Source organism: Streptomyces sp. NPDC006711 (assembly GCF_042869775.1).
GTDB lineage: Bacteria > Actinomycetota > Actinomycetes > Streptomycetales > Streptomycetaceae > Streptomyces.
Genome location: NZ_JBIAGO010000012.1, coordinates 193673 through 211243 on the forward strand (window position 1 = coordinate 193673; position 17571 = coordinate 211243).

The following is a 17571-nucleotide window of genomic DNA, read 5'->3' on the forward strand; positions in this document are numbered from 1 at the left end:
GTGATTGTGACCGTCACGCTGAACACCGCACTGGACCTCACCTACCGCGTGCCCGCTCTCGTACCGCACGCGAGCCACCGCGTGGAGGAGGTCACCGAGCGCCCCGGCGGCAAGGGCCTCAACGTCGCCCGGGTGCTCGCCGCGCTCGGCCACGAGACCGTGGTGACGGGCTTCGCGGGCGGCCCGAGCGGCGAGGTGCTGCGCGCGCTGCTCGGCGAGCTCGCGCCCCTCGACGCGCTCGTGCCCATCGCGGGCGCCACCCGCCGCACGATCGCCGTCGTCGACGCGGCCACCGGCGACACGACCCAGCTCAACGAGCCGGGCCCGCTCATCTCGCCCGCCGAGTGGGACGCCTTCTTGACCACGTACACGCGGCTGCTTGACGGTGCCGACGCGGTCGCCCTGTGCGGGAGTCTGCCGCCGGGGCTGCCCGTGGGGGCGTACGCCCAGCTGGTGCGCCAGGCCCGGGGCGCGAAGGTGCCGGTGCTGCTCGACACCAGTGGCGAGGCCCTGCGGCGCGGCATCGCAGCCCGGCCCGACCTGGTCAAGCCCAACGCCGACGAACTGGCCCAGCTCACCGGGGCGCGCGAGCCGCTGCGGGCGACCCGTGACGCGCGCAGGCGCGGGGCCCACACCGTGGTCGCCTCGCTCGGCGCTCAGGGTCTGCTCGCCGCCTCACCCGAAGGCCTGTGGCAGGCGGCCCCGCCGGCCGTGGTGCGCGGCAATCCGACGGGAGCGGGCGACTCGGCGGTGGCGGGACTGCTGTCGGGCCTGGTGGAGGGCCTTGACTGGCCCGGGCGGCTGCGGCGCGCGGTGGCCCTGTCGGCGGCGACCGTCCTCGCGCCCGCGGCGGGCGAGTTCGACGCGGAGGCGTATGAGAAGACGCTCGGCTCAGTGCGCGTGAGCGAACTCGCGCACTGAGCCGGCGGGTCATGCAGATCAAGCGTGGTCGTACGGGATCGTGCGGGGCCGTACGGGGTCATGCGGGGTCGTACGGGATCGTGCGGGGCGGCGCTCGGCTAGGAGGCGACGAGCCACAGCTGGTCGAGGTTGGCGTTGCACTGGTTGCCCTGCTCGCAGGACAGCTTGATCTCGTTGACGCCCTTGGTGAGCTCCACGTTGGCGTACGTGGTGGCCCAGCCCTTGGCCCAGTCGCCGGCGGCGGCGTGCGCGAAGTTCTTCATGTTCATCGGGCGCGACTCGGGCTTGCCGTTGAGCGTTATCGTCGCGTTCGCGTCCGCGCCGGGGACGCCGAAGCGCAGGTACAGCTTGTACGAGCCGGCCTTGGGCACATTGGCCTTCCAGGTGACCGAGGCGCCCACGTTGTTGAAGTTGCCGACGAACGCGCCGCCGGTGCCCTTCGCGCCTGGCACATTGGTGCCGACCTGCGCGGAGCCGCCGAGCGTCAGCGTCGCCGCGTCGCCCTTGGGCAGCGGCGCCGGAGCGGAGTCCGACGGCGAGGGGTTGGTGCTGGGCGTCGAGGGCTGCCCGGACGTGGAGCTGCCGGGCTTGGCGGCGTCGTCCTTCTTGTCCTTGCCGTCGTTGTTGCTGGCCAGGGCGACCGCGATGCCGATGACGACGGCCGCGACGACCGCGACCGCGCCGATGAGCAGCCCCTTGGTGTTGGGGCCCCGGCCACCGCCGCCGTTCTGCTGCGGGGGCGGACCCTGCCGGGGCGGGACGCCCCCGGGGTAGTTCTCGGGCGCCGCGTACTGCGCGGCCGGCTGGCCGTAGGGCTGCTGCGCGGGCCCCTGCTGCGGCCCCTGGTACTGCTGGGGCGGGCCCTGGTACTGCTGCTGGTGCGGGATCGGGTTGTACTTGCGCTCACCGACCGTGCGCACCTGGTTGTACGACGTCCTGGGGACACCGGGCTGCTGCCCCACCGTCGGACCCGGGTAGCCGTAGCCGCCGCCGGTGCGGGGCGGGGTGGCACCTGCTGCCTGCCCGTCCTCGTACAGGTAGCCGAACGGATCGTCGTCCTCGGGGGTGTTCGCGCCGTCGTTGCCGGGCGTCGTCATCCGGGGTCACTCCTCACTGTCCGCCAGCCGTCGCCGACCGGCCGAGCCTACCCCGAACGGACCGCTGCCCGATTGGGCCCCGGTCACACCTGAGCGGCGGCCGGTGGCTCAGCCCGCCCGGCGGTGGACCTTGGAGCGGGAGCGCTTCTCGATGTACATCCGCTGGTCCGCCGAGCGCAGGACCTCTTCGACCGACATTCCGCAGCTGGCCCAGCCGATCCCGAAGCTGGCCCCGACCCGGACCGCCCTGCCGTCCACCCGGATGGGCGGGATGATCGCGTTGCGGAGACGGACGGCCAGGTCGGCGGCGTCGGCCGCGCCGAGCCCGTCGGCCAGGACGACGAACTCGTCGCCGCCGAGCCGGGCCACGGTGTCGCCGTCGCGCACGCCGGTGGTCAGGCGGCGGGCGACCTCGATGAGGACCGCGTCGCCGGTGTGGTGGCCGAACCTGTCGTTGATCGACTTGAAGCCGTCGAGGTCGCAGAAGAGCACCGCGAGCCCCTTCGTGCCGTCGTCGATCTCACTGCCGGGGGCCACGGTGTGGACGTGGTGGTCGAAGGGTCCGCCGCCGGGCAGCGCGTCGAAGTCGAAACCGTCCGCGCGGAAGGCGTGGCCGTGCGCCTCGGACTCGGCGCCCGGGGGGCCGCCGTAGGCCGCGTCCAGACTCTCGGCCGCACTCGCGGGACCTACGGAGTGCGGCCTCGGACAGAGCCGGGCCGACAGTCTCGCGCGCAGCTCGGCGCTGTTGGGCAGCCCGGTCAGGGCGTCGTGGGAGGCACGGTGGGCGAGCTGGAGCTCGTGCCGCTTGCGGTCCTCGATGTCCTCGACGTGGGTGAGCAGGAAGCGCGGCCCGTCGGCGGTGTCGGCGACCACGGAGTTGCGCAGCGACACCCACACGTACGTGCCGTCGCGCCGCCCGAGCCGCAGCTCGGCCCGGCCGCCCTCGGCGGAGGTGCGCAGGAGCGTTCCTATGTCCTCGGGGTGCACGAGGTCGGCGAAGGAGTAGCGCCGCATGACGGACGCGGGCCGGCCCAGCAGCCGGCACAGCGCGTCGTTGGTGCGCAGCAGACGCCCGTGCTGGTCGCCGCCCATCTCGGCGATGGCCATGCCCGAGGGCGCGTACTCGAAGGCCTGCCGGAAGCTTTCCTCGCTGGCGCGCAGGGCCTGCTGCTCACGTTCGAGGCGGACGAGGGCGCGCTGCATGTTTGCGCGCAGCCGCGCGTTGCTGATCGCAATCGCGGCCTGGGACGCATACATCTGGAGCGCTTCACGCCCCCAGGCGCCGGGCTTGCGTCCGTTGCGGGGTTTGTCGACGGAGATGACGCCGAGGAGTTCCTGGGTGCCGCCCGAGGAGTACATCGGGGCGTACAGCCGGTCCTGCGGGTGCCACTCGTCCTCGAAGCGGGGATCGGGGCCCTCGGTGTACCACTGGGGGACGTCGTCCTCCAGGAGCACCCAGCCCTCGGTGTACGGGATGAAGCGCAGCCCGTCCCAGTCCTCGCCCATGGCCAGGCGCCGCTCCCACGAGGTGCGCGAGCCGACCCGGCCGGTGATCAGGGCTTCCGCCGCCGCGTTGCCCGCGAAGGCCGCGACGACCAGATCACCGTCGGGGCGTACGAGATTGACGCAGGCCAGCTCGTAGCCGAGCCCGGCGATGACGCCGTCCGCGACGGTCTGCAACGTGTCCGCAAGACTGCGGGCCGTATTGAGCTCCCCGACCACCTGGTGCAGCTGCCTCAGGGTCGCAAGACGGACGTAGGGCTCCGACTCGGTCTCCATTGCTCGCTCTCCCCGAGACCTCGACAGCAACTCCTGGCTTTAGATCGGCATTCCTTTTCGCACTGTCCCGCCACTGAATCACAGCGAGCTGTCTAGCCGGTACACAGGGTCAACAATTACTGCCCTCTGTGACTCAAGTCACAGCGGATGATGGGGGGTTGGCCGTTCTTTCCGCCTTTGCCCCCTACCTTTCCTGAACGCAAACTGAGAACGAGCCGACAGTGAGCTGGGAATGACGGATCCCGGGGCGCCCCGGACCGCCGACGTGCCTTTCGGCGGCGGCCCGGATCGGCCCGGAGACCTAGGTCCCGGCTGGTCCCGGGGCCCGATGTGGCCCGCGGTGGCAGGAGACTAGCGTTCCGTTTGTGTTGCAGACACCCCTCACCGCCGCCGTTTCCGCACTTGCCCCAGGGACCCCTCATCCTGTGGGGGTGAGCAATGACGATTTCCGCGCCGCTATGTCCCGCCTCGCCGCGGGCGTGGTCCTGGTGACCGCGCACGACGCCGACCACGGGCCGCGGGGCGAAGACGTCGGCATGACCGCGACGGCCTTCCTCTCGGTCTCCCTCGACCCGCCCCTCGTCCTGGTCTCGCTGCGCAATGGCTCGCGGATGGACGACCTCCTGGCGGAGCAGCCGCTGTGGGCGGTCTCGCTGCTGTCCGAGAGCCAGCGCCACATCGCGGGCCGGTTCGCGATGAAGGGCCGGATCAGCGACCGGCTGCTCTTCGAGGACATCCCCTACCGCAGGGGTGAGGCGAGCGGCGCCCCGCTGGTCGGCGGCGCGCTGGCGACCCTTGAGTGCCGGACCGAACAGCGCGTCGAGGCGGGCGACCACACGCTGGCCATCGGCCGCGTCCTCACCACGGACCTGCCGAGCGTGGAGGGCGGGCCGCTGACCTACTTCCGGGGCAAATACCGGCAGTTGGGCTAGGCCTGGGCTACCAGTCCTGGGCCACCAGTCCTGGGCTACCAGTCCTGGCCCGAGCGGCCCTTCTTCGTCTGGGCGCGCTGCTTCTTCTCGCGCAGGCGGCGCTCGTTGATGCCGCGCGGGATCTTCGTGGCCCGGCGCGGCTTGGGCGGCGGCGCGGTCGCCTCGGCGAGCAGGGAGGCGAGCCGCACGGCGGCGGTCTCGCGGTTGCGCCACTGCGAGCGGTGCTCGGACGCGCGTACGGACACGACGCCGTCCACGAGGCGGCTCGCGAGCCGGTCCAGCGCGCGGGCCTTCCAGACCTCGGGCAGCGCCTCGGTGCGCGCCAGGTCGAAGCGGAGCTCCACCTGGGAGTCGCTGGTGTTGACGTGCTGGCCGCCGGGCCCTGACGACCTGGAGAAACGCCAGATCAGCTCGGCCTCCGGGAGGGAGACGGAGCCACGGATGACATAGGGCCCGGACATGACATCCATGGTGACGGCTGCCCGGCACCGCGTCACCCTCTTTTCCCCCGGTCGGCCTGCGGCTTCGCCCTTGACGGACCCTTGGCAAAGAAAGCAAAGCGGGTTGGAACCTCTCGGTCCCCTGCCGACGTTAGGAGGAGTGACGGTAGCTTCGGGACGGCTCGAAGCCCGCACCACACGACCACCAGACGACGCAGACGCAGAAGACGAAGGGGACATCCCATGGCTGTAAGCCTGTCCAAGGGCGGCAACGTCTCGCTCACCAAGGAGGCCCCGGGCCTGACCGCCGTCACGGTCGGCCTCGGCTGGGACGTCCGCACCACCACCGGCACGGACTTCGACCTCGACGCCTCGGCCATCGCCGTGAACACGACGGGCAAGGTCTACTCCGACGGCCACTTCGTGTTCTTCAACAACAAGTCCACGCCGGACCAGACCATCGTCCACACCGGTGACAACACCACCGGCCAGGGCGAGGGCGACGACGAGGCCATCAACGTCAACCTCGCGGGCCTGCCCGCCGACGTCGACAAGATCGTCTTCCCGGTCTCCATCTACGACGCCGAGTCCCGCTCGCAGAACTTCGGCCAGGTGCGCAACGCCTACATCCGCATCGTCAATCAGGCCGGCGGCGCCGAGATCGCCCGCTACGACCTGAGCGAGGACGCCGCGACCGAGACCGCGATGGTCTTCGGCGAGCTGTACCGCAACGGCGCGGAGTGGAAGTTCCGCGCCGTGGGCCAGGGGTACGCCTCGGGCCTGGCCGGCATCGCCCAGGACTTCGGCGTCAGCGTCTGAGACCCCGCGACCGAGGTGCCCCCGGCGTTCGCGCGCCGGGGGCACCTTCTTGTGCGCGCGGGGGGTGCGGGAGCCGCGCGCAGGGCGCGGGGAACCGGCACCGGGCGACCGCGCCCGGGGAGCCAGCACCGGGCAACCGCGCCCTCGACCCGCACCCGCACCCCGCAACCGCGCCCGCGCCCGGCAACCGCGCCCCGGGAGCCAGCACCGGGCAGCCGCGCCCGCACCCCGCAATCGGCACCCCGCACAGCCCCTCCACCCGGGCCGCCCCACATATCCACCTGTGCACATCCGGTGCACGCGTCTCGATGAAACCGTCACACACCATCCGGATTCTGACGCTCAACTCGCTTGCCCGAGGCCGGATTTGATCGGCGAGCGAACATCGTCGACCCCCTTTCGGACACGATCCGGTCAAATACTTGTCGCGTCACTGTCAAGACGTGGTCATCGGCTGGCAGTCTCCAACTCGCCCCCACAGAACGAGTGAAGGAGACCACCGAGTGCGAACCACTCTGCGTGCCGCCGCTCTTGCCGCATCCGCCGCCATGGTCGTCGTCGGCGTACAGGCCGGCTCCACCGCCGGCGCCGCCGACCGCGTCACCGGCGCGACGGCTCTCGACCTCAGCACCGCCCAGCGGGCCGACGCCCTGCGTACGGCCCAGGACGCGGCGCCCGCCGCCGCGCACGAGCTCGGGCTCGGCGCGAAAGAACAGCTCGTCGTCCGCGACGTGATCAAGGACGCCGACGGCACCGTTCACACCCGTTACGAGCGCACCTACGACGGCATGCCCGTCCTCGGTGGCGACCTCGTCGTTCACACCGCGAAGTCCGGCGCCGTCAAGGGCGTCGACAAGGCGACCGACGCGAAGATATCCGTCGCCACCACCGCCTCGCTCAAGGCCGCCCCCACCGGCTCGCGCAAGGTCGTATGGGCCGCCTCGGGCAAGCCCGTCCTGGCCTACGAGCGCACCGTCACGGGCACGCAGCCCGACGGCACGCCGAGCCGCCGCGACTTCGTCACCGACGCCACCACCGGCGCCCAGCTCTACTCCCACGAGGAGATCGAGACGGGCATCGGCACCAGCGAGTACTCCGGCCAGGTCACCCTCGGCACCACCAAGAGCGGTTCGACCTACAGCCTCAACGACGCCGCGCGCGGCGGACACAAGACGTACGACCTCAAGGGCGGCAGCTCCGGCACGGGCACGCTGTTCACCAAGTCCACCGACACGTGGGGCAACGGCTCGCCGTCCAACCGCGAGACGGCCGCCGTCGACGCGCACTACGGCGCCGCCGAGACGTGGGACTTCTACAAGACCGAGCTGGGCCGCAACGGCATCGCGGGCAACGGCAAGGCCGCCTACTCCCGGGTCCACTACGGCAACGCGTACGTCAACGCGTTCTGGGACGACAGCTGCTTCTGCATGACGTACGGCGACGGCGAGGGCAACAAGAAGCCGCTCACCGCGCTCGACGTGGCCGGCCACGAGATGAGCCACGGCCTGACCGCCGCCACCGCCAAGCTGAACTACAGCGGGGAGTCCGGCGGCCTGAACGAGGCCACCAGCGACATGTTCGGCACCTCGGTCGAGTTCTTCGCCAACAACGCCACCGACAAGGGCGACTACCTCATCGGCGAGAAGATCGACATCAACGGCAACGGCACGCCGCTGCGGTACATGGACAAGCCGAGCAAGGACGGCGCGTCGGCCGACTACTGGTCGAGCGGCGTCGGCAACAAGGACGTGCACTACTCGTCCGGCCCGGCCAACCACTTCTTCTACCTGCTGTCCGAGGGCAGCGGCGCGAAGACGATCAACGGCGTGAGCTACAACTCGCCGACGTACGACGGCTCCAAGGTCACCGGCATCGGCCGGGTCAAGGCGTACAAGATCTGGTACAAGGCGCTCTCGACCTACATGACCTCGACCACCAACTACAAGGCCGCGCGCACCGCGACCCTGAAGGCGGCGGGCGACCTGTACGGCACGACCAGCACCGAGTACAAGACGGTGGCCGCCGCCTGGACCGCCATCAACGTGAAGTAACACCCGCTCGACCGGCACAACATGCTCAACCCGCTCAACCCGCTCAACCCACCTGGCTTTACGGGGAGTTGAGGGAAGTCAGGCAGCGTCCGGCTTCCCGTCCCCGTAGAGCCAGGTTTTCCATACCTCCGTGAGCCGCTTCCCCGCCTCCTCGTCCACGAAGTGGATGAAGTCCTTGGTCGAGGCGTTGGCGTGCCGGCGCACCCGGGGCCAGTCCTTGAGCAGCGCGAAGAACTTCTCGTCGCCGACGGCCTCACGGATCTTGTGGACGACCATGGCGCCGCGCACGTACACCGGGCGGCCCGACACGTCGGCGGCGGTCGGCGGGGACGCGGGCGGATACGCCCAGATCTCGTCGCCGTCGTCCTTGGCGTACTCCGTGGCGAAGCGCTCCCGCGCGCTCGGGCCGCCGTGCTGCTCGCTCCACAGCCACTCCGAGTACTGCGCGAACCCCTCGTTCAGCCACATGTCGCGCCAGGTGGCCGGGGTGACGGAATCGCCGAACCACTGGTGGGCCAGCTCGTGCACCAGGGTGCTGACGTCGAACTGGTCGAGCGGCATCACCGGCCGGTTCTGCGTCTCCAGGGCGTAACCGGCGGACTTCGCGGGCGCGACGACCACGCCGGTGGAGGAGAACGGGTAGGGCCCGAAACGCTCCTCCTCCCACGTGAGGATGTCCGGCAGCTGGGCGAGCACCCCGGAGGCGCGATCCTTGGCCCCCGGATCGACAGCGGCGTAGACGGGGATGCCGGACTTGGTGGTCTTCTTGTCGTCGATCTCGTACGGGCCGATCGCGACCATCGCCAGATAGCTGGCCATGGGCTCCTTGACCTTCCAACTGAACGCCGTACGGGCGCCGTTGTGAACCGTGGACGCCAACTCCCCGTTGGAAACCGCGCGCAGTCCGTCGGGGACGGTCACCTTGATGTCGTACGTGGCCTTGTCGCTCGGGTGGTTGTTGGACGGGAACCACGCCATCGAGCCGGTCGGCTCGCCCAGCGCGAGCACGCCGCCGCCGGGCTGGGTCAGCCAGCCCTCCTTGGAGCCGTCGGCGTCCGTGATGGTCCTCGGCCTGCCCGAGTAGCGCACCCGCGCCGTGAACGTCTCGCCCCGGGTCAGGTCCTCGTGGGGACGCAGGGTCAGCTCGTCGCCGGCCCGGCTGACGGCGGCGGGCTCGTCGTCGACGGTGGCGTCGCGCACCCGCATGCCCGCGAAGTCGAGGTCGAACGCGCTGAGGTCCTTGGTGGCCCGGGCCACGATCGTGGCCCCGCCGGTGAGGATCCCGGACGCCGGGTCGTAGTCCAGGTCGAGGCTGTAGTGCTCGACGTCGTAACCGTCGTTGCCGAGCCGGGGGAAGAGCGGGTCCCGCGTGCCGAAGGCGCCCGGGGTGCCGCTCACGCCGCCGGCGCAGGACGTGACGGTGAGGGCGGCGAGCAGCGCGGCGGCGAGGCGTCCGCGACGGCTGCGGCGGGCCCCCGGCCCCTTCGGCGCGGTCCGCCGCTCCGGTCGTTTGTCCACGTCCGTGATCCTACGGGCGTACCGGTGCCGCGCTGCCGAGCACCGGATTTTCCCCCCGCCGGGGACTGCTTCCGCAGCGTGGCGACGCGGGCTCGCGCGAACGTCTCGTCGAGGACGCCTCTGGCCGCGCCGGCCACACCGGGTTCCGGCTCCGGGCCGGGTGCCGGTTCCGCTTACGGGCCCGGCCTGGGCACGCGCCGGGTGCCGGTTCCGCTTCCGGGCCCGGTGTGCGGGGGCACGGGCCGGCCGCCATGCGGGCGCGGGGCCCGTGCGAACCGGGAGTGCATACGTACGCGGGGGTGCACCCGCACGCGGGGGTGCACCCGCACCCGGGGGTGCACCCGTACACGGGGGTGGCACCCGTACGCGGGGCTGGGGGAGCCGCCATGACACCATCGACCCGTGCTCGACATCGGCTACTCCCTATCCCGCCGCTTCCCCGACCCCACCCGCATCGACTACCGAACCGCGGACGTTTACACCCTGCGTCACGACCTCTTCTGCGGAGACGTCTATCTCGCCGACACCAAGGCGGACCGCGAGGTGTCCACAGCCTGGGGATGGGTGCCGGTGCTCGACTTCGCGTGGGCGCTGTGCGACACCGTCGAGCTCCTTGACCGGGACCCCCTGGGCTCCCGCGCCGCCCGGCCCCAGTACGCCGAGATCGACTTCACCGAGTCCTCCGACCGCATGCTCTTCGCACGCCGCTTCGGCTGGGTGGACGTCGAGGCCGACTGGATGCCCGGCGACGAGGAACCCCTCACGTTCTCGCACACCGAACTGCGCCGCGAGGCAAGGGACTTCCTGCACGATCTGATCGCCGACCTGACCGATCTGCACGAGGACCTGGGCGAGAACCCGGTCGTCTGGGACCTCCAAGCCCGCTTCCCACGCGTCGACTGACGGCCCGGGGGCCCCGACACCCACCCAGGCCGAGAGGCGGACGCCCCCCGGGCCCGCCCCACCCCGGGCAAGAGGCGCACGCGCCCGGGGCCGACCCGGCCCAAGCCGCGCCACTCCCGCCCTCACGCCCCCACCATCACGCCTCCACCCGCACCCCCACCTGCGCCGCGAACGCCGGGGCCAGATCAAGGAGTTGGGCCGGGCTGATGACCGCGCCGGCCAGGCGTTCCACCCCGCGCGCGATGTCGAGCAGAGTCGCCCCGCGCAGATCGACCTGCGTCATCCGCACGCCCGTGAAGTCCGCCCCGCGCAGCTCGCAGCCGCGGAACTCCACCCGGGTCAGCTTGGCGCCGCCGAAGTCCGGCTCGGCCAGCACGCACCCGTCGAAGACGACATCGCGCAGCTCGGCCTCGCGCAGATTCAGATAGTCGATCTTCCCGCCCTTGACCAGCACCCGCTCCAGGACCGACCCGTGCAGCTGAACTCCGCCCATCCGGACGTCCCGCACCTCCACGTCGCGCAGCTTGGCCCGCGCCATGTCCGTGCCCACACCGCGGATCCCGGAGAGCACCGAGTCGATGAAGCGGGCTCCACTCAGTTTCGTATCGTCCAGGACGCAGCCGTAGATGCCGCAGTCGAGGAAGCGCGCGCTGGGCGCCTGCTGGCGCGCCAGGTCGAGATCCCTGAACTCAAGCCCGTCATAATCACCCTCCGGCTCCAGTTCACCCGCGCCGAACGGCGCCAGTGGTGGCAGGCGCACCTCCGCCCTGCGGGCACCCGCGCCGGCCGCCGTCTTCTTCGCACTCCGTGCCGCTGCCATGTCCCCATGCTGGACCATGACACTGACAATCACCCCTGCTCGCGACCGGGGGAACCCCTCACTCCGGACATTCCTGCCCCGGACATGTCACATTCCCGCCACGCGGCCCGAGCAACGGCACGCCACCAGGCGAAGCATCAACTATCGAAGGCCGCTGCCCGTCACTTGACCACCGAGCTCGCTCAGCGCACCGTCCGTCAGCCGGGACACCGCCCACTCGTCCTGCGGCCGCGCACCCAACGACTCGTAGAGGTTCTAGGGCCCGTCAGGACCCCTACCCCGACACGCTGTAAGCATCTGACCTGCAAGAATGCCTCTTCTGGCATATTGGACCACTGCTGTTTCGCCGCCATATCGCCCCAGGACCGCTCAGTTATGGGCATGCGACTGGTGCTTTCGACGTTCCTGAAGGCCCTCTTGACCCTGGTCATAGGCAGGCGCGAGGCTCGTGCACGCTGGTGCAACCCACTCGACAGCGGGAGCGCTCGTGACCTTAAGGTTCCTCGGGATCATCTCTAACACGCCCACCGACGAGTCCCCGACGATCTGGCTCCATGAGGAGACCGGAGACCTCTTGATTCAGTCGTACAAGGCGACTGAGGAGGAGGTGAAGGCATGCCAGGAGATCGGCTCCGTCCCCGGCCACTCAACGGACGTTCCCAACCACGAGACGATCGTCCGGCTACCGGCGGAGATGCTGAAATACATCCCCCGCCCCACGGATGGAGAGAACGGCAGTGCAACCACCCGCGCGTAACGCCCTGGCCACTGCCAAAAGGTCGGCGGTCCACCTTGAGCTGCGGGATTCGTACATGCTCGACGACCCGGAATTCATCGCCTGGCAGGGCGGGAAGCGTCTCAACCCCCTCGACCACTCGGCATGGTGGGGCGGCTGGCATGACGCCGTTCGGGATGCCGTTGCCCGTGGGGTGACCGTTCGGCGGGCACGGATCGTCTCCGAGCCGCTGAGCGCGTACGCGCGGTACGAGTACGACCTGACGTTCACCAACATTGCCGCGGGTGAGTCGGTGCGCTGGCTGCCGCGCCGACAGACAACAGACCTGGCCTTTCCAGGTACAGACTTCTGGGTGTTCGACAACTCGATCGCGCTGTTCCATCACTTCACCGGTGAGGGCCAACTCGCGCAGGATGGCCGCGAGTACGCCGATGACTCAGCACGGGTGAAGCTGGCCACTGACGCGTTCGAGGCCGTGTGGCAGCGAGCCATTCCTCACGAGGAGTATCGGCCCGCCTGAACGCCGAGAACGTGACATGGCTGTTTCGCCCTCATCCAGCGCACGGCAGGCCCGGCAAGCCCTGGCAGACCGCCTTACGGAGCTTTGCCGGGATGCCGGGCTGAGCGGCCAGGACATCGCAGATCGCTGCGGCTGGAGTCGTTCCAAGTCGTCCCGAATCATGAATGCGCGGACGCCCCCGTCCGCTGACGACGTCCGGGCCTGGGCGCATGCGTGCGGGGCAGCGGACCAGGCTGCGGACCTGGTTGCGTCTCTGCGAGCCGCTGAAGGCATGTGGACCGGTTGGCGACGCATGGAGCGGGCCGGGCTCAAGCACGCTCAGGAATCTCGCCGTCCCCTGTTCGAACGGACCCACCGTTTCCGGGCGTACTCCTCGTGGTTGGTGCCGGGGCTGCTCCAGACCCACGGGTACACCGAAGCGGTGTTGCGGGCGGTCCAGCGGCGGCGAGTCGAGGTGGACGACGTAGCGGAGGCCGTGGCCGTCCGTATGGAGCGTCAGCGGGTGTTGTACGAGGGGGGCCGGCGGTTCGCGTTCCTTGTGGAGGAACCGGTCCTGCGGAACGGGATCGGCGGCACAGAGGTCCAGCGCGGACAACTTGAACGCCTGCGGACCGTCAGCACTCTGCCCAGTGTCAGCCTGGGAGTTGTGCCGATGAGCGCGACCCGCCGACGGATGCCAGTGGAAGGGTTCTGGATCTTCGACGCGTCGCAGGTGAACGTGGAGCTTGTCTCCGGGTATCTCACCCTGACCCAGCCCAGCGAGGTGGCCACATACGCCGACACCTTCGCGGAGCTTGCCGACATGGCGGTCTACGGTGCCTCGGCACGAGCCTTGATTTCGTACGAGATCAACCAGCTCGACTAATGTCCGTGCAACATCGTGCACGCTGCTGGCCGTTGGGAGTCCCGCCTTCCTAGCTTGGTCCTACCGACAACGTTCGAAGGGAAGAGCCATGGCCCAGGAGGAATCAAGGCAGCGGGCGCGCTTCGCCCGTTCCGCCACCGCAATGGTTGGCCCGCCAGGCGGCGGCCCTCCGGCGTGACGCCCTCTCCCGGAGCTGCGCCCGGGGCGGTCAAGTCTCAGACGGGCGAGCAGCACCGAAGGATGCGGGACCTCCCCGCCGGCCAGGCCCCCAGTTCCGGTTCTCGGCTACGAATCACAACAGCCAACGGGGTTCGGGCAGGCACCACGGCGCGGGGAACGTCTCCCCGCACGCATGGCGATGGGACAGAGATCATGACCGAACACCCCTCATTCGAGTTCGTTGGCATGACCGCGTGCCGCCCACGCACGCAGAACAACTGCCCGGAGGTAGCGACCAACGTGCCGGGCGTGGTGGCGTTCCGCGACAGTACCGACCCGGACACCGTCGTTACGATGACGGCGGAGTCCTGGGAGCTGTTCACCCGTGCCGTGAAGGCCGGGGAGTACGACGTCACGGCATGACCTGAGAGGCCCGCATGAAGGAATGCCCGTTCTGTCATGCCGAGTGCGAGACGGACCCGGAAACGGGCTGGGCGTTCTGCCTACCGTGTGGCGAACCGATCGCTCCACCCCCGCCACCCCCGTGCCCCGGGCCGCAACCATGGACAGGACACGCTACGCAGCTTCCGTACCGGCCCCGAGAACACTGAGCGAGAACGGCTCAGGCCCCGGCTCCTCCGCCTCCCCCGTGGCAGAGGAGCCGGGGTTTCCGCTGATCAGCCGGGGGCTACTCGGCCCCGCCCAGCTTCCTCAGCGCGTCGTCCGTGAGCCGGTTCACCGTCCACTCCGACAGTGACACTGCTCCGAGTGATCGATAGAACTCGATGGCAGGCACATTCCAGTCGAGGACGGACCACTCCAGCCGCTCATAGCCCCGGGCCACGCAGATGCCGGCCAGCTCCGCCAGGAGGGCGCGTCCGTGGCCGTCGCCGCGTGCCTCGGGGCGTACGTACAGGTCCTCCAGGTAGATGCCGTGCGTCCCGCGCCACGTGGAGAAGTTCAGGAACCAGATCGAGAAGCCGACCGGGGCGCCCGTCGCGTCCTCGGCGAGGTGCGCGAAGGCCGCGGGCCGCTCGCCGAACAGGGCCTCCCGCAGCTGGGCCTGGGTGGCCCGGGCCTCGTCCGGGCACTTCTCGTAGGCGGCGAGCTCACGGATCATCGCGTGGAGCACGGGTACGTCTGCGGGGGTCGCGTCGCGGATCATGCCGGCACACTATGGCGCCCGGGCCCGGCGCCACCGGCCCGTTCCGCCCAGCGGACAGCGCCCTGCCGTTCACGCGGCCCCCGCCCCGGATGTCGGTCCCGGCGGCCGCCCCGCCCGCGTGCGTGAATCGGGGGCATGAGGTTCCGCTCCCCGGGCATGCGGCCGGTCCGTGCCGTGCTGGGCCATGTCCGCGGCGCGCCCGGCACCTGTCTGTGGCTGGCCGCGCTGTTCGTCACCACCATCGCCCTGCGTCACATGTCACCGGAGTTCGAGGCGGACTTCCTGCGCCAGCGCTCCACCAACATCCACGAGCTGTCGGCCAACCCGCGCCGGGTCCTGATGACCAGCGCGTTCTGGATCGACGGCGGCAGCTGGCTGTCGTACGCGGTCCTGTACGCCCTTTTCCACGCCCCGGCCGAGCGCTGGCTGCGCACCTGGCGCTGGCTGGTCGTCGCCTTCGGTACGCACGTGGCCGCCACCTTCGTCAGCGAGGGCGCCCTGCTGTGGGCGATCCGGCACGACTACGCGCCGCGCGCGGCCGTCAACACCCTTGACGTAGGCGTCAGTTACGCTCTGGCCGGGGTCGTCGCGGTCCTGACGTACCGGATCACGCGACCGTACCGGTACCTCTATCTGCTCGTCGTCCTCGTCCTCTACGGCGCCCCGCTGCTCGACGGGCGCACCTTCACCGACCTCGGCCACTTCGCGTCCGTGCTCATCGGTCTCGCCTGGTATCCGCTGACCCGGGGGCGGGGCGGCGCCCCGTGGAACCCGGCCGACGCGGCCCGCACGGCCGTCGGGCGGGCCCGGGGCGGCTTCGCGCGGCGGCCACGCCCGGGGTTCAGGACGGGTCGACCCCGGCGAGCACCCTTCCGGAACTCCGCCTCGCCGAAGCGCGCTCGCCCGTAACCGGCCCGGTGAGGGGCGTACACGGCCACAGTGTGGGGCGCGTCCGGTGCGTCCACGACGATTTCCGCACCACCCACCTCCCGGCACCGAACACCCCGCCGCGCTCCACCGGCCGCCGGACGGCCCGCCCACGCCGTCTCGCCCCCCACGGAATCCGCAACGCGCCCCTCACCTGCGGATTCCATGGGTGGACAGGGACGTTGGGCGGGTGTACGAACAGGGGCCATGAGTGCGATCAACGGCGGAATCTCGTTCTGGTACGCGGCCGACGGCCTGCCCACGCCCCGCGAGCCACTGCCCGGCGACGCCAGCGCCGACGTGGTGATCGTCGGCGGCGGATACACCGGCCTGTGGACGGCGTACTACCTGAAGAAGGCGGCGCCCTTCCTCGACGTCGCCGTCCTCGAATCCCGTTTCTGCGGCTACGGCGCGTCCGGGCGCAACGGCGGCTGGCTCTACAACGGCATCGCGGGCCGCGACCGGTACGCCGCGCTGCACGGCCGGGACAGCGCGGTGCGCCTCCAGGAGGCGATGAACGACACCGTGGACGAGGTGGTGCGGGTGGCGGCGGCGGAGTCCATCGACGCCGACATCCACCAGGGCGGGGTGCTCGAAGTGGCTTACACCCCGGCCCAGTTGGCGCGGCTCAAGGCCTTTCACGCCGCCGAGACCGCCTTCGGCGAGAAGGACCGGCTGCTGCTCGGCGCGCGCGAGACGGCCGCGCGGATCCGGGTCGCGGGAGCGGTGGGCTCGACGTGGACGCCGCACGGGGCGCGCGTCCACCCCGTGAAACTGGTCAAGGGGCTGGCCTCGGTGGTGGAGACGCTGGGGGTGCGGGTGTACGAGTCGACGCCGGTCACCGAGATCCGGCCCGGGCACGCCGTCACGCCGTACGGGACCGTCCGCGCGCCCTATGTGCTGCGCTGCACGGAGGGCTTCACCGCCTCCCTCAAGGGGCAGCGGCGGGCCTGGCTGCCCATGAACTCCTCGATGATCGCGACGGAGCCGCTGGGGCCCGAGGTGTGGGAGGCGATCGGCTGGGCGGGGCGCGAGACGCTGGGCGACATGGCGCACGCGTACATGTACGCGCAGCGCACCGCGGACGACCGGATCGCGTTGGGCGGGCGGGGGGTGCCGTACCGGTTCGGGTCGCGCACCGACAACGACGGCCGCACCCAGGCGGCCACGGTGAGCGCCCTGCGCGAGATCCTGGTCCGCTTCTTCCCGCAGCTGGCCGGGGTACGGATCAGCCACGCCTGGTCGGGGGTGCTCGGCGTGCCGCGCGACTGGTGCGCCTCGGTCGCCCTGGACCGTACGACCGGGCTCGGGTGGGCGGGTGGTTACGTCGGCTCGGGCGTGGCCACGGCGAACCTCGCGGCGCGGACCCTGCGGGATCTGGTGCGGCGGGACTCGGGCGAGGCCGGGGAGACCGGCCTCACGAGTCTGCCGTGGGTCGGCCACAAGGTGCGGATGTGGGAGCCGGAGCCGTTGCGGTGGCTCGGGGTGCGCGGCATGTACGCGGCGTATCGCGGGGCGGACCGGCGTGAGCTCGCGCGTGCCCGCGCCACGACGGATCCGGTGGCGGTGCTGGCGGATCGTGTGGCGGGGCGCGGTTGAGACGGGGTGCGGGTGCGGGGTGCGGGGTGCCGGGTGCCGGGTGCCGGGTTTCCGCCGACCCGGGCCGAGCGTGTTGCGCAGTTCCCCGCGCCCCTGGCAGGGCCCGTGCTGGCCAGCCCTGCATACTTCAGCCTGCCCGGCGATTGAGGGCGAGCGCCTTCAGCGCGAACGGAGTCTGGGGCGGAGCCCCAGGAATCCCGGCTGCGGACCGTGGGCGCTCCCCGCGCAGTTCCCCGCGCCCCTGGCAGGGCCCGTGCTGGCCAGCCCTGCATACTTCAGCCTGCCCGGCGATTGAGGGCGAGCGCCTTCAGCGCGAACGG

17 protein-coding genes and 1 pseudogene are annotated in these 17571 nt (G+C 70.8%); 11 read left to right on the forward strand and 7 right to left on the reverse strand.

From position 1 onward, the window contains the following. On the forward strand, positions 1-921 hold the full coding sequence (locus ACFYM2_RS23570) for a 1-phosphofructokinase family hexose kinase (protein ID WP_388838848.1): 921 nt from the start codon (positions 1-3) through the stop codon (positions 919-921). 98 nt (positions 922-1019) lie between these two features. Here the strand turns inward: ACFYM2_RS23570 and ACFYM2_RS23575 are convergent, their stop codons facing one another. Both ACFYM2_RS23575 and cdgB read right to left on the reverse strand, forming a co-directional pair. Further along, complete coding sequence (locus ACFYM2_RS23575; protein ID WP_388838851.1) at positions 1020-2018, reverse strand: CBM35 domain-containing protein; 999 nt, start codon at positions 2016-2018, stop codon at positions 1020-1022. Positions 2019-2126: 108 nt separating this feature from the next. Next, positions 2127-3797, reverse strand: a complete 1671-nt coding sequence (gene cdgB, locus ACFYM2_RS23580) for a diguanylate cyclase CdgB (RefSeq protein WP_359006944.1) — start codon at positions 3795-3797, stop codon at positions 2127-2129. A gap of 365 nt (positions 3798-4162) precedes the next feature. Between cdgB and ACFYM2_RS23585 the strand changes: the two genes are divergently transcribed. After that, positions 4163-4729, forward strand: coding sequence for a flavin reductase family protein (locus ACFYM2_RS23585; RefSeq protein ID WP_388460996.1), 567 nt, complete (start codon positions 4163-4165; stop codon positions 4727-4729). Between the two features lie 35 nt (positions 4730-4764). On the opposite strand, the gene arfB is transcribed toward ACFYM2_RS23585, so the two are convergent. After that, positions 4765-5199, reverse strand: coding sequence for an alternative ribosome rescue aminoacyl-tRNA hydrolase ArfB (gene arfB, locus ACFYM2_RS23590; RefSeq protein ID WP_359006941.1), 435 nt, complete (start codon positions 5197-5199; stop codon positions 4765-4767). 213 nt (positions 5200-5412) lie between these two features. Here arfB and ACFYM2_RS23595 point away from each other — a divergent pair, with 213 nt between their 5' ends. Both ACFYM2_RS23595 and ACFYM2_RS23600 read left to right on the forward strand, forming a co-directional pair. After that, the gene (locus ACFYM2_RS23595; RefSeq protein ID WP_359006938.1) at positions 5413-5988 is read left to right on the forward strand and encodes a TerD family protein; all 576 of its coding nucleotides are present in this window, start codon (positions 5413-5415) and stop codon (positions 5986-5988) included. 548 nt (positions 5989-6536) lie between these two features. Further along, positions 6537-8039 carry a M4 family metallopeptidase gene (locus ACFYM2_RS23600; RefSeq protein ID WP_388838886.1) on the forward strand — a complete coding sequence of 501 codons (1503 nt, stop codon included), beginning with the start codon at positions 6537-6539 and terminating at the stop codon, positions 8037-8039. Between the two features lie 78 nt (positions 8040-8117). On the opposite strand, the gene ACFYM2_RS23605 is transcribed toward ACFYM2_RS23600, so the two are convergent. After that, positions 8118-9557, reverse strand: coding sequence for a M1 family metallopeptidase (locus tag ACFYM2_RS23605; protein ID WP_388838854.1), 1440 nt, complete (start codon positions 9555-9557; stop codon positions 8118-8120). A 402-nt stretch (positions 9558-9959) separates the two neighbouring features. On the opposite strand from ACFYM2_RS23605, the gene ACFYM2_RS23610 reads away from it, so the two are divergent. Next, positions 9960-10460 carry a hypothetical protein gene (locus ACFYM2_RS23610; protein ID WP_359006935.1) on the forward strand — a complete coding sequence of 167 codons (501 nt, stop codon included), beginning with the start codon at positions 9960-9962 and terminating at the stop codon, positions 10458-10460. Between the two features lie 136 nt (positions 10461-10596). Here the strand turns inward: ACFYM2_RS23610 and ACFYM2_RS23615 are convergent, their stop codons facing one another. Both ACFYM2_RS23615 and ACFYM2_RS23620 read right to left on the reverse strand, forming a co-directional pair. Continuing rightward, on the reverse strand, positions 10597-11280 hold the full coding sequence (locus ACFYM2_RS23615; protein WP_350231791.1) for a pentapeptide repeat-containing protein: 684 nt from the start codon (positions 11278-11280) through the stop codon (positions 10597-10599). A 141-nt stretch (positions 11281-11421) separates the two neighbouring features. Continuing rightward, positions 11422-11529 (reverse strand): annotated as a pseudogene (locus ACFYM2_RS23620) (GNAT family N-acetyltransferase); the annotation flags it as partial. Positions 11530-11767: 238 nt separating this feature from the next. Between ACFYM2_RS23620 and ACFYM2_RS23625 the strand changes: the two are divergent. The 4 genes from ACFYM2_RS23625 (at position 11768) to ACFYM2_RS23640 (ending at position 13983) form a co-directional block, all read left to right on the forward strand. Then, complete coding sequence (locus ACFYM2_RS23625) at positions 11768-12037, forward strand: hypothetical protein (RefSeq protein ID WP_359006930.1); 270 nt, start codon at positions 11768-11770, stop codon at positions 12035-12037. Next, positions 12003-12536, forward strand: coding sequence for a DUF6879 family protein (locus ACFYM2_RS23630; protein WP_359006927.1), 534 nt, complete (start codon positions 12003-12005; stop codon positions 12534-12536). The genes ACFYM2_RS23625 and ACFYM2_RS23630 overlap by 35 nt, the downstream gene beginning before the upstream one ends. Before the next feature lie 16 nt (positions 12537-12552). Next, on the forward strand, positions 12553-13401 hold the full coding sequence (locus ACFYM2_RS23635) for a helix-turn-helix transcriptional regulator (protein WP_359006924.1): 849 nt from the start codon (positions 12553-12555) through the stop codon (positions 13399-13401). Between the two features lie 372 nt (positions 13402-13773). Continuing rightward, positions 13774-13983 carry a DUF397 domain-containing protein gene (locus tag ACFYM2_RS23640; RefSeq protein WP_359006921.1) on the forward strand — a complete coding sequence of 70 codons (210 nt, stop codon included), beginning with the start codon at positions 13774-13776 and terminating at the stop codon, positions 13981-13983. A gap of 265 nt (positions 13984-14248) precedes the next feature. On the opposite strand, the gene ACFYM2_RS23645 is transcribed toward ACFYM2_RS23640, so the two are convergent. Then, positions 14249-14725 carry a GNAT family N-acetyltransferase gene (locus ACFYM2_RS23645; protein ID WP_359006918.1) on the reverse strand — a complete coding sequence of 159 codons (477 nt, stop codon included), beginning with the start codon at positions 14723-14725 and terminating at the stop codon, positions 14249-14251. Positions 14726-14860: 135 nt separating this feature from the next. Between ACFYM2_RS23645 and ACFYM2_RS23650 the strand changes: the two genes are divergently transcribed. Both ACFYM2_RS23650 and ACFYM2_RS23655 read left to right on the forward strand, forming a co-directional pair. Then, positions 14861-15634 carry a rhomboid-like protein gene (locus ACFYM2_RS23650; RefSeq protein WP_388838861.1) on the forward strand — a complete coding sequence of 258 codons (774 nt, stop codon included), beginning with the start codon at positions 14861-14863 and terminating at the stop codon, positions 15632-15634. A 225-nt stretch (positions 15635-15859) separates the two neighbouring features. Continuing rightward, positions 15860-17251 carry an NAD(P)/FAD-dependent oxidoreductase gene (locus tag ACFYM2_RS23655; protein WP_388838864.1) on the forward strand — a complete coding sequence of 464 codons (1392 nt, stop codon included), beginning with the start codon at positions 15860-15862 and terminating at the stop codon, positions 17249-17251. Positions 17252-17571 lie beyond the last annotated feature (320 nt).